Origin of the sequence: Vibrio sp. SCSIO 43097 (assembly GCF_023650755.1) — a bacterium.
Classification (GTDB): domain Bacteria; phylum Pseudomonadota; class Gammaproteobacteria; order Enterobacterales; family Vibrionaceae; genus Vibrio; species Vibrio alginolyticus.
Genome location: NZ_CP071840.1, coordinates 1,633,041 through 1,648,400, shown reverse-complemented (window position 1 = coordinate 1,648,400; position 15,360 = coordinate 1,633,041). Strand labels below are relative to the sequence as shown.

Here is a 15,360-nt window from a genome sequence, read left to right as displayed (position 1 = left end):
CTTAACGGATAAAACGTTATGTTCGTTTACAACGGCAAAGAAATTGAAACGGATGCTCAAGGCTACTTATTGGATCATACTCAATGGGAAGAAGGTATGATTGAGCTTTTAGCAAAAGAAGAAGACATCGAGCTTACGGATGCTCATTTGGAAGTTGTGCATTTTGTGCGAGACTTTTATGAAGAGTTTAATACCTCCCCTGCAGTGCGTATGCTTGTGAAAGCGATGGAAAAAGCGCACGGCCCAGAAAAAGGTAATAGTAAGTATCTATTCAAGCTGTTTAAAAAGGGGCCAGCCAAACAAGCAACCAAATTAGCCGGCCTACCAAAGCCAGCTAAATGCTTGTAGATTCATAAAATTTTAAAACCGCGTAACGGCTTATACGACGCAGGCTCCTGCATCACATGCTCTACTGTTGCCGTTCGCGGTCCTTCTTGTAACCATTTCGAAAACGCAACTATTTGCGCGTCTGTTCCACACGCCATCACTTCAACATCACCATTGTTTAGGTTCTTCGCATAACCTGTTAACCCTAGCTTCAATCCTTGATGGGAAGTATGGTAACGAAAGCCCACGCCTTGAACATGACCTTTTACTATAAATCTCTCACACTTTACGTTCATCTTTGTACCGCTTCTTTTTACTGAGTGATATATTCTTTTCGTCTATTCACCCCACTAAGGATAGTGGGTTTTTGCACGGTTATTATAATTATGAAAGAAATTCCATTCCGCTGGATTGATAAGTATCTCATTCACTTAAAGATTCAAGAAAAGTTCTATTTGCTCTTCGTTCTCCCTCTTCTTGCTTTAGTCATTCTCACTCTCGTCCTTAATAGCGCGGCTAATACACTGATCTCAAGTATGTACCAAGAAGAGCTCATGCTTATGAAAGGTCTGATAGAGGCAGGCAATCTTTCTCAATCTCAAGTAGCAAGCCTCATTGCGGGTTCAGAAACCGTTTCTATTGGCTCTGGTCCGCAATCCGTGTCTGTTTTAAATGGTGCGTACAGTTTGGTTGCGAACCATGAACTTTCTTTATGGACTGCCCTATCAACGACTCAAGTGAGCATCATCTGTGTGAGCTTGTTTATTCTCGCTCTTGGTGTTTACTACATCATGACGTTTATTGGCGGCGCGATGTTCACGATGAACAAAGCATTAAACACTCTTGCTGGTGGCGACTTAACTGCGAGAATGAACTTCTTCCCTGTTCGCGACGAGTTTAGTGAAATTGCTATTACGATAGACAAAGTTGCAGAACGAGAGCAACAAATGGTGCTGTCGATTCAAGAGTCTGTGGCGTTAATGCAACAAATTAGCTCAGACCTGAATCAATCGATTCATCACAGTTCAGATATTTCAGCGACTCAGCAGGAACACCTCAACTCTCTTGCGAGTGCAACTGAACAGATGGCATCAACGATTCGAGAAGTCGCGACACTAGCTCACGATTCAAGCACGCAAACCGATGATGCACGTAACGTGGCTCAGTCTGGACAAGTGAAAGTTGAGAATACGCTTCACTCGATTTCGAACCTCTCTAATGAGATTCAATCTGCGTCTCAAGCAGTAGCGGAGTTAGATGCTAATGCCGCACAAATTGATGAAGTCGTGACAACCATTAATGGGATTTCCGAGCAAACTAACCTACTTGCATTGAACGCAGCCATTGAAGCAGCACGTGCTGGAGAACAAGGTCGTGGATTTGCGGTCGTTGCGGATGAGGTTCGCGCTCTTGCGGGACGCACTCAGCAAGCGACAGTTGAAATCCAAACGATGATTGAATCGTTACAGCGTAACAGCCAGTCGCTTACTAAGCTGATGGAAGTGACAGTTAATAACGCAAATGAGGGACAAAACCTCATGACGGAAGTGAATCACGAAATCGGCTCTTTGGCAGATAAAAATCAAACTATCTCCGACAGTAGCATTCAAATTGCAACAGCAGCTGAAGAGCAAGGTGTAGTCGCGGACAATATCGCCTCAAGCGTTGAAGAAATTCGAGTTCAAGCAGATAACGTGTGCAATATGATAAGCACGACTTCACAAAACGTTGATCAACTGCGTAAGCAAAGCGACACAATGGAGTCGCTACTGACTGGACTTAAAGCATAGCAACGGAATCTGTTACAGCAAATTCAAATAAAAGGGTCACTTTAGTGACCTTTTTGTATTTAAAAGTCACTACAATGTACTGGATTGCCGAGGGATATTGCTTTTACCATTCACATCCCGGACAATACGCCCCTTTCAAAATTCAACAAGAGCTAATGAAATGACAGCTGCTATCTATTTGGTTAAAGGTCGTGAGAAATCGGTCAAGCGCAAGCACCCTTGGATCTTCTCTCGAGGCATCAACAAAGTTGAGGGCGAACCTGCTCTTGGCGAAACGGTTGATGTATTCACTCACGACGGTAAATGGCTAGCTAAGGCGGCATATTCGCCAGCTTCGCAAATTCGTGCTCGTATTTGGAGTTTTGATAAAGAAGAAATCGACACCGCGTTTTTCGTTAAACGACTTAAAGACGCACAACTTCTTCGTGAAGACATTATCGAACGTGATGGCCTTACGGGTTATCGCCTTATCGCAGCAGAGTCTGACGGCTTACCAGGCGTTACGATCGACCGTTACCAAAATTTCTTTGTGTGCCAACTTCTCAGTGCTGGCGCAGAACACAATAAGCAGGCTATTGTTGACGCTCTGGTTGAGTGCTTCCCTGATTGTAATGTGTACGAGCGCTCTGACGTGGCCGTTCGTAAAAAAGAAGGTTTAAAAGAGATCACGGGCGTCTTGCACGGCGAAGAGCCACCTAAATCGGTCGTCATCGAAGAAAATGGCGTAAAGATTAGTGTAGATATCGTTGGCGGACACAAAACAGGTTTCTACCTAGATCAACGTGATAGTCGCCAGCAAGCGATGAAATATATGAAAGGCAAAGAAGTTCTTAACTGCTTCTCTTACACAGGTGGCTTCGGACTTTACGCTCTAAAAGGTGATGCAAAGCGTGTGATTAACGCTGACGTGTCGCAACCTACTTTAGATACCGCAAAATTCAACGCAGAGCTAAACGATTTTGATATTTCGAAGAAGCGTGCCGTGTTCCTAAATGCAGACGTGTTTAAGCTGCTTCGTGAGTATCGTGATCAAGGAACTCAGTTCGATGTGGTTATTATGGACCCACCGAAGTTCGCAGAGAGCAAAGCACAACTAAACGGTGCATGTCGTGGTTACAAAGACATCAACATGCTAGCAATGCAAATTCTAAAACCGGGCGGCACGCTACTGACCTACTCGTGCTCTGGCTTGATGGATCAAGTTCTGTTCCAGAAAATCATCGCTGATGCAGCCGTAGACGCTAACCGCCAAGTAAAGTTTGTGGAGCGTTTTGAGCAAGCCGCTGACCACCCAACCGATACAGCATATCCAGAAGGCTTCTACTTAAAAGGTTTTGCATGTAAAGTGCTTTAGGCTACGAATAAGTAAGACAAAGCAGAAGAAAAGGGCCTACTGGCCCTTTTCATTATGGCTCTAAGTTAACCTTAGTTAGTGCGGATAACACATCTCTCTCAAAGTCCGCATTTCCCACGATTAAATCACTAAACTCTGTCGCCCCGTTTTCTATTACGATAGTTTGAATTGAGTTTCCATCGTTATGGGTTATTTCTAGAGATAAGTCATCGCCATCAATGTTCAAGTCAATACTATTAAGAAGTTCTTCTATCGTATTGTGCCCTGCATCTTCAACGACTTCACTCAGATCTAAGGTGTCCAAATCTCTCTCAAAACCTCTAATTAGATCTGTTCCTGTATCCAAGGAGTCGTTGACCCATTTAAAGACATCTGCCTCGTTATCATTACCGATCAAGATGTCATGACTTACATCTACTTCAGCTTCAATAATATTTGCAGAGCCATTACTTGAAGCATTTACTCCTCCGTTTTCATCAATAATGAATTGCAGGGTATTCTCACTTTGATCGCCATCGTTATCCGTCAATACATAATCGAAGTCTAACGTTTCAACTGTATCACCCACCGCACCATAAAATGCATACGCACCATCGTTTAGGTCGATTTCCAGAGTATGTTTGCTGTCGATATAGATAGTAAGCTGCATCGTTGTGTCGTCAAATGCATGCGAAATACCATCGTTATTGTCAGTTACTATTAGGTCTGAACCATCAAACGAATAAGTGACACCGTCATGTTCTATTTCGCTAATATAACCACCATCTGCACCAATACCTGTATCTGGAGAAGTGGTATACATCAAGTTCCCCCCAACAGGTTGAATCACTGACTGCAACATAACCGGAGGTAATTGAGTTACGTCAGGAACCACAACACCATCAAGGTCTTGATTCAAAAAGCCATCATATGCTACGCGATCTAATTGCTCCGGCATAAGATTAACGCCCATACCATACGCTAGGGCTGTTATCTGATTATCAGGATCGGTTAGGTGATCAATCCAACTCTGCTCGCGAGCGTCGTTTATAAATGATGACGCAGGGTTTGGCTGACCATCTGACAAGAAGTAACTAACATTCGACGCACTGGTTAACTTACCTACATCATCCCATGACTGTTTTGCTTCATTTAGCGCGTTGTTATAGTTAGTCGCGCCACCCGCAGTTAGCGTCTCAATATACGCTTTGGCCTCCTCGACCGTCAGCCACGTCGCAGCACCTATAGCGTAAGTGGATGCTGTACTGCTATAAGTAATAATTTGAACTCGCGTTTGACCGATAGACTCATATTGATTCAATAACTGAGTTGCCGAATCTTTCATTATCTGCAAGCGATTATCCGTTCGCATAGAACCCGAGACATCCATTATGAGCTGAACGTTGGCACTTTCTTTAGTTTCTGCAACTACATCGTGAATAATAGATGCAGAATCTGGTGAGTCATCTTCCACAATAACGTTGACCGTTGTGGAGTTAGTAAGACCACGAGCATTCGAGACAAGCACAGGCACCTCAATATTTAAGGTGTCTTCTCCAGATGGGTTGGAGTGATCAATCGGACCAAGAAGCTCCGTAGATACCACTCCAGTATCATTGACTGATATTTTGATAACCTCTTCACCGTTCGCTGAACCGATAAGCATTTGGTCGTTATTTGATAACGTCCACGTTACAGAGATACCGTTACTAGTAAGAGCTGTAGATGGTTCACTGAGCGTAACAGAATCAACGGTTTGACCCAGCGTCAATTGTTCTACATCAGTACTCGAGTCAGTTGTGTCATCAAAGCCGTTTAGAGCAGAGTCATCAGCAATGGCGTTGCTTAAGCCTTCCTCAGAAACGTTTAGTGTTACACCTTCTACAATTGGTGGGGCGTAAGGGTTGACAGAAAAGTACCCCGTTTTACTGTCACCATCATTATCAGTAATCGTGTAGTTAAAATCGATATCCCCATCGCCATAAGGTGAGGTCAAAGGCAAGTATTGGAAGAACTCCCACTTTCCAGTGCTAGGTGTAAGTTGAACTTCGAATGCAAGCTCTCCATCAGCCTCTGCAATCAGTCTATTAGAGTTTTGTGGATCGACGTATATCAACACGTCTTTACCATCTAGAGTCTCTAAACCAGCCTCACCTCCATTTAAGACTATAGAACCAGGGCCATCAGCTCCATATACAGCACCGAGGTTCCCATCCGCACTAGCAATTGGCACGCCAGAGTACGCACCTGTAAAGGTTATTGATTTAACGGTAAAGTCACTGTTGTCTTCAGTATCCGGGCCATTGCCATTACTGGTCGCCTCGAGGATGATTTTATCAAAGCCTCCCTGTTGAACATTGAAATTTGCCGCGTAATCACCACTGCTTGCGTCAGAGCTGAACGATTGCTGAGCAATTAATACACCATCTCTATAAAAAGATGCGATTCCTTTCTCAAGTTCACCACCAAACATTTTCTCAAATTCTATTTCTGCTCCGTAAGCAACTTTATTGCCTAAGTCTATGATTAACTGCTCTGATACACCCTCATTACCCGCGAATCGATAATCGACTTCGTTTTCTAATTGGAAGCCGTTGTTACCAGAACTTTTAACGCCAATCCCTTCTGATGATTGATTGATTTCAGCTGTTCCCAGCATCACAGATTCGTCAGACACAAAACCGTTTGCAGTCACAACAACATCCCCAAATGTTCGACTGGTTGCGTCTGCCTCACTTCCTGCAAAATCTATGCGCCCTGTCAGAACGTTAGGTGCACCAGTAAGCGACACATCGACGGGTTGAACAACCACAGGCACGTATGGGCAATCATCTTCAACGGCCACATTTAAGCTTTGAGATGTTGTTGTTTGTCCATCACTTACAGAAATCTGTAAATCAAAGTTGATGATGTCTTCCACATCATTAACAGGATGATCAAGTGGCTCAAACAGAGTAATAGTATAGTCCCAAGAGCCTTGACCTGAAGCTGAAGGCTCGCTCAGCACAACAGTAGCAACAACGCTCAGGTGAGCAGTTTTCGCAGTCAGCGTTTGAGTACTGTTGTCCCACGTCCACGATATAGGCTCCCCTCCTGATGTTAGGTTGTTAGGGCCTGCCAATACCACTGAAACATTCGCCGTGTCTGGATCGGCAACTGTGAATGTTCCTGAGAAACTTGCGGAGTTAGTGGTGTCTGAAGGTGATCCTGTATTATCAGGGATACCATTAGCTAAACCTTCTTCCGAAACAACTGCATTCACAACATTTGAAATAGAAGGAGGAGCATCATTATCAATAATCGTCGCCGTACCCGTATCACTGCCTTGTACTGCGGCAATGCCGGTTACTGTCACACTGAAATCTTCAGGGCCTTCATAAACGGCGTCATCAATGGAAGCAATGCGCACATCAAATTCGGTTTGCCCAGCTGGCACCGTTACCACGCCATCGTTTGGCACTGCAACCCAACCGGAGCCTGTGTTGTATTCTAAGGTGCCCAAATCTCCAACTTCGGTATCGCCAAGATTAAGACCCAGTTCCACCTTCGTTTCCGCTTCAGACGCGTTCGATAAGGTGACTTTGAAGTTCGCCGTATCCCCCTCATTGATGGTGCCAGCATCCGTAATAGTCACGCTTGGACGATCATCATCCGGATCGGGACCCGGGCCACTGCCGTCATCCACAATCGTCGCCGTACCTGTATCGCTGCCTTGCACTGCGCCAATGCCAGTCACCGTGACACTGAAATCTTCAGGGCCTTCATAAACGGCGTCATCAATAGAAGCAATGCGCACATCAAACTCAGTTTGCCCCGCTGGCACCGTTACTACGCCATCGTTTGGTACTGCAACCCAACCGCTTCCGGTGTTGTATTCTAAGGTGCCTAAGTCTCCAACTTCGGTGTCACCTAAGTTCAGGCCTAGCTCGACTTGAACAGTGGACTCGGAGGCATTCGACAGCGTCACTTTGAAGTTCGCTGTCTCACCCTCATTGATGGTGCCAGCGTCTGAAATAGTCACGCTTGGACGGTCATCATCCGGATCAGGGCCCGGACCCGTGCCATCGTCCACTATCGTTGCCGTACCCGTATCACTGCCTTGTACTGCGCCAATGCCGGTTACTGTCACACTGAAATCTTCAGGGCCTTCATAAACGGCGTCATCAATGGAAGCAATGCGCACATCAAATTCGGTTTGCCCAGCTGGCACCGTTACCACGCCATCGTTTGGCACTGCAACCCAACCGGAGCCTGTGTTGTATTCTAAGGTGCCCAAATCTCCAACTTCGGTATCGCCAAGATTAAGACCCAGTTCCACCTTCGTTTCCGCTTCAGACGCGTTCGATAAGGTGACTTTGAAGTTCGCCGTATCCCCCTCATTGATGGTGCCAGCATCCGTAATAGTCACGCTTGGACGATCATCATCCGGATCGGGACCCGGGCCACTGCCGTCATCCACAATCGTCGCCGTACCGGTATCGCTGCCTTGCACTGCGCCAATGCCAGTCACCGTGACACTGAAATCTTCTGGACCTTCATAAACGGCGTCATCAATGGAAGCAATACGCACATCAAACTCAGTTTGCCCTGCTGGCACGGTCACCACACCATCGTTTGGTACTGCAACCCAACCGCTTCCGGTGTTGTATTCTAAGGTGCCTAAGTCTCCAACTTCGGTGTCACCTAAGTTCAGGCCTAGCTCGACTTGAACAGTGGACTCGGAGGCATTCGACAGCGTCACTTTGAAGTTCGCTGTCTCACCCTCATTGATGGTGCCAGCGTCTGAAATAGTCACGCTTGGACGGTCATCATCCGGATCAGGGCCCGGACCACTGCCGTCATCCACAATCGTTGCCGTACCGGTATCGCTGCCTTGTACTGCGCCAATGCCGGTTACCGTCACACTGAAATCTTCTGGACCTTCATAAACAGCATCATCAATGGAAGCAATACGCACATCAAACTCAGTTTGCCCTGCTGGCACGGTTACTACGCCATCGTTTGGCACTGCAACCCAACCGGAGCCTGTGTTGTATTCTAAGGTGCCTAAGTCTCCAACTTCGGTGTCACCTAAGTTCAGGCCTAGCTCGACTTGAACAGTGGACTCGGAGGCATTCGACAGCGTCACTTTGAAGTTCGCTGTCTCACCCTCATTGATGGTGCCAGCGTCTGAAATAGTCACGCTTGGACGGTCATCATCCGGATCAGGGCCCGGACCACTGCCGTCATCCACAATCGTTGCCGTACCGGTATCGCTGCCTTGTACTGCGCCAATGCCGGTTACCGTCACACTGAAATCTTCTGGACCTTCATAAACAGCATCATCAATGGAAGCAATACGCACATCAAACTCAGTTTGCCCTGCTGGCACGGTTACTACGCCATCGTTTGGCACTGCAACCCAACCGGAGCCTGTGTTGTATTCTAAGGTGCCTAAGTCTCCAACTTCGGTGTCACCTAAGTTCAGGCCTAGCTCGACTTGAACAGTGGACTCGGAGGCATTCGACAGCGTCACTTTGAAGTTCGCTGTCTCACCCTCATTGATGGTGCCAGCGTCTGAAATAGTCACGCTTGGACGGTCATCATCCGGATCAGGGCCCGGACCCGTGCCGTCATCCACAATCGTTGCCGTACCGGTATCGCTGCCTTGTACTGCGCCAATGCCGGTTACCGTCACGCTGAAATCTTCTGGGCCTTCGTACACCGCGTCATCAATGGAAGCAATACGCACATCAAATTCGGTTTGCCCTGCTGGCACCGTTACTACGCCATCGTTTGGCACTGCAACCCAACCGGAGCCTGTGTTGTATTCTAAGGTGCCTAAGTCTCCAACTTCGGTGTCACCTAAGTTCAGGCCTAGCTCGACTTGAACAGTGGACTCGGAGGCATTCGACAGCGTCACTTTGAAGTTCGCTGTCTCACCCTCATTGATGGTGCCAGCGTCTGAAATAGTCACGCTTGGACGGTCATCATCCGGATCAGGGCCCGGACCCGTGCCGTCATCCACAATCGTTGCCGTACCGGTATCGCTGCCTTGTACTGCGCCAATGCCGGTTACCGTCACGCTGAAATCTTCTGGGCCTTCGTACACCGCGTCATCAATGGAAGCAATACGCACATCAAATTCGGTTTGCCCTGCTGGCACCGTTACTACGCCATCGTTTGGCACTGTCACCCAACCGGAGCCTGTGTTGTATTCTAAGGTGCCTAAGTCTCCAACTTCGGTGTCACCTAAGTTCAGGCCTAGCTCGACTTGAACAGTGGACTCGGAGGCATTCGACAGCGTCACTTTGAAGTTCGCCGTATCCCCCTCATTGATGGTGCCAGCATCTGAAATAGTCACGCTTGGACGGTCATCATCCGGATCGGGGCCTGGACCCGTACCGTCATCCACTATCGTTGCTGTCCCCGTAACGCTGCCTTGCACCGCCCCAATGCCAGTCACCGTCACACTGAAATCTTCTGGGCCTTCGTACACCGCGTCATCAATGGAAGCAATACGCACATCAAACTCAGTTTGCCCCGCTGGCACCGTTACTACGCCATCGTTTGGCACTGCAACCCAACCGGAGCCTGTGTTGTATTCTAAGGTGCCTAAGTCTCCAACTTCGGTGTCACCTAAGTTCAGGCCTAGCTCGACTTGAACAGTGGACTCAGAGGCGTTCGACAACGTCACTTTGAAGTTGGCTGTATCCCCCTCATTGATGGTGCCAGCATCTGAAATAGTCACGCTTGGACGGTCATCATCCGGATCGGGGCCCGGACCCGTACCATCATCCACTATCGTTGCCGTACCCGTATCGCTGCCTTGCACCGCCCCAATGCCAGTCACCGTCACGCTGAAATCTTCAGGGCCTTCATAAACGGCGTCATCAATGGAAGCGATACGCACATCAAACTCAGTTTGCCCAGCAGAAACGGTCACAATGCCATCGTTTGGCACTGCAACCCAACCGGAGCCTGTGTTGTATTCTAAGGTGCCCAAATCTCCAACTTCGGTGTCACCCAAGTTGAGGCCTAGCTCGATTTGAACTGTAGACTCGGAGGCATTCGATAGCGTCACTTTGAAGTTGGCTGTCTCACCCTCATTAATGGTGCCAGCATCGGTAATAGTCACGCTTGGACGGTCATCATCCGGATCAGGTCCTGGACCCGTGCCGTCATCCACTATCGTTGCCGTACCGGTATCGCTACCTTGCACCGCCCCAATGCCAGTCACCGTCACGCTGAAATCTTCTGGGCCTTCGTACACCGCGTCATCAATGGAAGCAATACGCACATCAAACTCAGTTTGCCCCGCTGGCACCGTTACTACGCCATCGTTTGGCACTGCAACCCAACCGGAGCCTGTGTTGTATTCTAAGGTGCCTAAGTCACCGACTTCGGTATCGCCGAGATTAAGACCCAACTCTACTTGCGTTTCAGCTTCAGACGCGTTCGATAGCGTTACTTTGAAGTTCGCCGTATCTCCCTCATTAATGGTGCCAGCATCGGTAATAGTCACGCTTGGACGGTCATCATCCGGATCAGGTCCTGGACCCGTGCCGTCATCCACTATCGTTGCCGTACCGGTATCGCTACCTTGCACCGCCCCAATGCCAGTCACCGTCACGCTGAAATCTTCTGGGCCTTCGTACACCGCGTCATCAATGGAAGCAATACGCACATCAAACTCGGTTTGCCCAGCTGGCACCGTTACCACGCCATCGTTTGGCACTGCAACCCAACCGGAGCCTGTGTTGTATTCTAAGGTGCCTAAGTCACCGACTTCGGTATCGCCGAGATTAAGACCCAACTCTACTTGCGTTTCCGCTTCAGACGCGTTCGATAGCGTTACTTTGAAGTTCGCCGTATCCCCCTCATTGATGGTGCCAGCGTCTGAAATAGTCACGCTTGGACGGTCATCATCCGGATCAGGGCCCGGACCACTGCCGTCATCCACTATCGTTGCCGTACCGGTATCGCTGCCTTGCACTGCGCCAATGCCGGTTACTGTCACGCTGAAATCTTCAGGGCCTTCATAAACGGCGTCATCAATGGAAGCGATACGCACATCAAACTCGGTTTGCCCCGCTGGCACCGTTACTACGCCATCGTTTGGCACTGCAACCCAACCGGAGCCTGTGTTGTATTCTAAGGTACCTAAGTCACCGGCTTCGGTATCGCCGAGATTAAGACCCAACTCCACTTGCGTTTCCGCTTCAGAGGCGTTCGATAAGGTGACTTTGAAGTTCGCCGTATCCCCCTCATTGATGGTGCCAGCGTCTGAAATAGTCACGCTTGGACGGTCATCATCCGGATCAGGGCCCGGACCACTGCCGTCATCCACTATCGTTGCCGTACCGGTATCGCTGCCTTGCACTGCGCCAATGCCGGTTACTGTCACGCTGAAATCTTCAGGGCCTTCATAAACGGCGTCATCAATGGAAGCGATACGCACATCAAACTCGGTTTGCCCCGCTGGCACCGTTACTACGCCATCGTTTGGCACTGCAACCCAACCGGAGCCTGTGTTGTATTCTAAGGTGCCTAAGTCTCCAACTTCGGTATCACCTAAGTTCAGGCCTAGCTCGACTTGAACAGTGGACTCGGAGGCATTCGACAGCGTCACTTTGAAGTTCGCTGTCTCACCCTCATTAACCGTACCTGCATCACTCATCGTTACCGCTGGGCGATCATCATCAGGATTTGAGCCAGGTCCACTACCATCATCTAAAATAGTGGCAGTCCCAGTAACAGGTGTGCTTTGTTCTTCTGTCGTGCCAGAGAGCGTAAACGTTTCTGGGCCTTCAAATACAGAGTCGTCAATAGAGTCTATAGAGACCGTAAAGTCACTTTCACCCGGTGGGATCGAAATGGTAAAGGTTCCGCTTTCACCGACTGAAACTTCTTCTGTTGTACCATCAGAAAATGTTATGAGGACACGCTCATTGACGTAGTCACTCCCGTTCTCGTCAGCTGAGCCGCCTGTTGCGGTTCCATCAAGGAGAGAAAGAATGACATCAGTATTGTCTTCAGTTGTTTGACTTAGAGTAATATCGAATACAACTTGGTCACCTTCGTTGATAGTCGGACTAGATATTTCTTGAACTAAGATAGTCGGTGGTACAGGGCCATTAATTACTCTGAAAAGATCCAACAAAGATAGTGCTTGAGTTGTAGATAGTCCGATTCCATCAATACCGACGGTCTCAAAATTCGTACTAGCCAACAATTCAGCGCCAGTACGATCTATTGCACCAGTATTTTGGGGGCTAGAACCACTTTCCTCACCAGCAGCTGGCTCAAAATCCTCACCAAGAGCAGCCGGGTCTTCTCCACTAGCGATAGCCTCGATTAGCGCAGTGACATCATCAGTAACGTTAATTGAACTACCTTGCGGTGTTACCTGTTGTACAATTAATTCTGATGTATCAGAAACTTCCTCAATAATTAATTCACCAGGCTGAGGTAGCTGACCACTTTCAAGACTTCTCAGGTTCCCATCAAGCCCTATAACCACGACATTGCTCATCAATGAACTTAACGCTACTCGATCCATGCTCTTCATCCTTGTATTAGTTTAATTAAAGGCTTGTTACTGCACTAAACACGTCTATAGTTTAGACAAAATATGAATTTTTCGTTTTATTCCAAGAGGATTTAGTTTTTTGAGAGTAATAAGGAAAATAACCGAAGAATTTGCCTTCATTTAAACCAGTTTCCGCTATGCTCTTAAGATAAAAAGGTTTTCTACGAAAAAATCGACCACTTACCAAGCAAGCTTTGCCTCGTATGCTAGAGTTTAGAGAGTAAGATTGTTGTTTTTTATTGAATTAAACATTTAAACATCAACAAGTTGATAATACGCACTAAGAAAATTCATTGTTTGTAACTTCTCGTCTCAAATATGAAACAGAATAAGAGCGACATGATTTTAGGAGAACTAACGTGAGATGGAATCGAGTACATATAGCCTGCTGTTGCTTAATAGTGTCTTCACCAGTTTTCGGTCAAACTCTAGAGCAAGCGGTTGCACAGACGCTACAAAATAACCCCGATATTAAAAGTGCATTTAACGAGTTTATGAGCCAGAAGTACATAAATGAAGCTTCATCAGGTGCTTACCTCCCCTCTGTTGATCTAGATGCTGGAATTGGATATGAAGGATTAGACCCGTCAGATGAAGTTGGTCGAGGCGACACGGATTACACTCGAAAGGAAGCTTCAGTGACACTGACCCAACTAATATGGGATGGTAGCGCTACGTTAAATGATATTGATCGAACCGCAGCTGATGCTGAATCTGTTAGATTTCAACTCTTAGCAGATGCTTCAGATAAGGCACTTGAAGTGACTAAAGTGTACTTGGACGCTGTTAAAGCGTATGAAGTCCTAAAGCTTTCAGAAAACAACCTTGCTGTTCATAAAGATATTTACGATGATATTAAAAAACGAGTCAACTCGGGTATCGGCTCTACTGCTGACTTGACGCAGGTAGAAGCACGTTTGGCAAAAGCACACGGAAACTTAGCTGCTGCTCAAAATAACCTGTATGACTCTCACACGATGTTCACTCGTTTAGTCGGTCAAACACCACAAGGGTTAATCTTTCCGAGAGCGGACCAAAACTTTATCCCGTACACGGTTGATGAAGCGGTAGGCTTGGCATTTGAACTTCATCCCGTTATTCAAGTGGCGCTCGCAGACGTAGACTCGGCTAAGTTTCAATACAAACAGTCTAAAGGTGTTAATTACCCAACCATTTCCATTGAAGCTTCGCAAACATGGCGTGACGACGCTGATGGTTTAAAAGGTCGAAGTGATGAGACACTTGCCATGCTGCGTCTACGCTACAACCTATTCAATGGCGGCAGTGATGCAGCGAACTCAGAAAACTTCGCCTACCAGCTAAATAAAGCAAAAGACTTGCGTGAAGGTGCCTATCGCAATGTTGAAGAAGGGTTAAGGCTTTCTTGGAGTGCGCTTGATTTAACATTACAACAAAAAGAGTTTCTATCAGATCATGTAGACTCTGCGTCTGAGACCGTAATTGCTTACGAGAAGCAATATCGCATCGGTAAACGAACACTGCTTGATCTATTGAACACTGAAAACGAGCTCTTTGAGGCGCGTAAAGACTACTTAGATTCTAAATACGCAGAGCAGTACGCCAAATATCGAGTGATGAACGCAACTGGGCAACTGTTGAGTGCATTAAGGGTTGAAATGCCTAAAGAATGGCTAGAAGAAGTGGAGTATTAATTATGAAACACATAGCTTTTATTACACTCTCATTAATGCTCTCCGCATGCAGTTCATCAGATCGTGGTGATGAATATGATTACATAGATACCCCAATTGCCGATCAGTGGGCTGATCATATAGATGATGACTCTGACGGAGTCATTAACGAGCGAGATTTGTGCCCGGGTACACCTTTGGGTGCCGAAATAGACAACGACGGTTGTGGTTCGTACGTTGACTCCTCACAAGAAATGCAAATTCGAGTACTATTTGCGAACGATTCCGATGTGATCAACCCTATCTTTACGCAACAAATTCTTGAACTATCCGACTTTTTGAAAGAGTACCCGAACACGTCTATAGAGATTCAAGGTTATGCTAGTCGCACTGGTACTGCAGAACATAATCTTGACCTATCTAAGCGCCGCGCTGAAAACGTTAGAAAAGAGCTCATGAAGAATGGCATTAGTGGAGATAGAGTTACCATTGTCGGCTATGGAGACACAGTACTTGCGACACAAGGTACAGACCAAGTTAGTCACGCATTGAACCGTCGAGTAACCGCAACAGTGATTGGCCACAAGGGTGAAGTGAAGAAAGAATGGACCGTTTTCACAACACTTCCAAAAAGCTAGCACAACAATAAACAGACCGTAAAAATAAAAGGTCTAGCAAATTGCTAGA

7 protein-coding genes are annotated in these 15,360 nt (G+C 47.1%); 5 read left to right on the top strand and 2 right to left on the bottom strand.

From position 1 onward, the window contains the following. Positions 1–18: 18 nt before the first annotated feature. Positions 19–348 (top strand): TusE/DsrC/DsvC family sulfur relay protein, encoded by a 330-nt coding sequence (locus J4N40_RS08400; RefSeq protein ID WP_005377396.1) that lies wholly within the window; start codon positions 19–21, stop codon positions 346–348. A gap of 2 nt (positions 349–350) precedes the next feature. Here J4N40_RS08400 and yccX read toward each other — a convergent pair whose 3' ends face one another. Beyond that, positions 351–623 (bottom strand): acylphosphatase, encoded by a 273-nt coding sequence (yccX, locus tag J4N40_RS08395; protein ID WP_033905335.1) that lies wholly within the window; start codon positions 621–623, stop codon positions 351–353. A gap of 90 nt (positions 624–713) precedes the next feature. Between yccX and J4N40_RS08390 the strand changes: the two genes are divergently transcribed. Both J4N40_RS08390 and J4N40_RS08385 read left to right on the top strand, forming a co-directional pair. Further along, positions 714–2,117, top strand: a complete 1,404-nt coding sequence (locus J4N40_RS08390; protein ID WP_033905337.1) for a methyl-accepting chemotaxis protein — start codon at positions 714–716, stop codon at positions 2,115–2,117. Between the two features lie 160 nt (positions 2,118–2,277). Further along, complete coding sequence (locus J4N40_RS08385) at positions 2,278–3,471, top strand: class I SAM-dependent methyltransferase (RefSeq protein WP_176310978.1); 1,194 nt, start codon at positions 2,278–2,280, stop codon at positions 3,469–3,471. A 52-nt stretch (positions 3,472–3,523) separates the two neighbouring features. Here J4N40_RS08385 and J4N40_RS08380 read toward each other — a convergent pair whose 3' ends face one another. Continuing rightward, positions 3,524–12,991 (bottom strand): Calx-beta domain-containing protein, encoded by a 9,468-nt coding sequence (locus J4N40_RS08380; RefSeq protein ID WP_250654464.1) that lies wholly within the window; start codon positions 12,989–12,991, stop codon positions 3,524–3,526. Positions 12,992–13,380: 389 nt separating this feature from the next. On the opposite strand from J4N40_RS08380, the gene J4N40_RS08375 reads away from it, so the two are divergent. Further along, positions 13,381–14,694 carry a TolC family outer membrane protein gene (locus J4N40_RS08375; protein ID WP_021707835.1) on the top strand — a complete coding sequence of 438 codons (1,314 nt, stop codon included), beginning with the start codon at positions 13,381–13,383 and terminating at the stop codon, positions 14,692–14,694. 2 nt (positions 14,695–14,696) lie between these two features. Next, entirely contained in the window at positions 14,697–15,311 is a 615-nt protein-coding gene (locus J4N40_RS08370) for an OmpA family protein (RefSeq protein ID WP_005377363.1), read from the top strand. Positions 15,312–15,360 lie beyond the last annotated feature (49 nt).

Excerpts from the sequence above, each read along its gene's own strand:
- J4N40_RS08400 (WP_005377396.1), top strand. The coding sequence starts at position 19 with ATGTTCGTTTACAACGGCAAAGAAATTGAAACGGATGCTCAAGGCTAC.
- yccX (WP_033905335.1), bottom strand. The coding sequence starts at position 623 with ATGAACGTAAAGTGTGAGAGATTTATAGTAAAAGGTCATGTTCAAGGC.
- J4N40_RS08390 (WP_033905337.1), top strand. The coding sequence starts at position 714 with ATGAAAGAAATTCCATTCCGCTGGATTGATAAGTATCTCATTCACTTA.
- J4N40_RS08385 (WP_176310978.1), top strand. The coding sequence starts at position 2,278 with ATGACAGCTGCTATCTATTTGGTTAAAGGTCGTGAGAAATCGGTCAAG.
- J4N40_RS08380 (WP_250654464.1), bottom strand. The coding sequence starts at position 12,991 with ATGGATCGAGTAGCGTTAAGTTCATTGATGAGCAATGTCGTGGTTATA.
- J4N40_RS08370 (WP_005377363.1), top strand. The coding sequence starts at position 14,697 with ATGAAACACATAGCTTTTATTACACTCTCATTAATGCTCTCCGCATGC.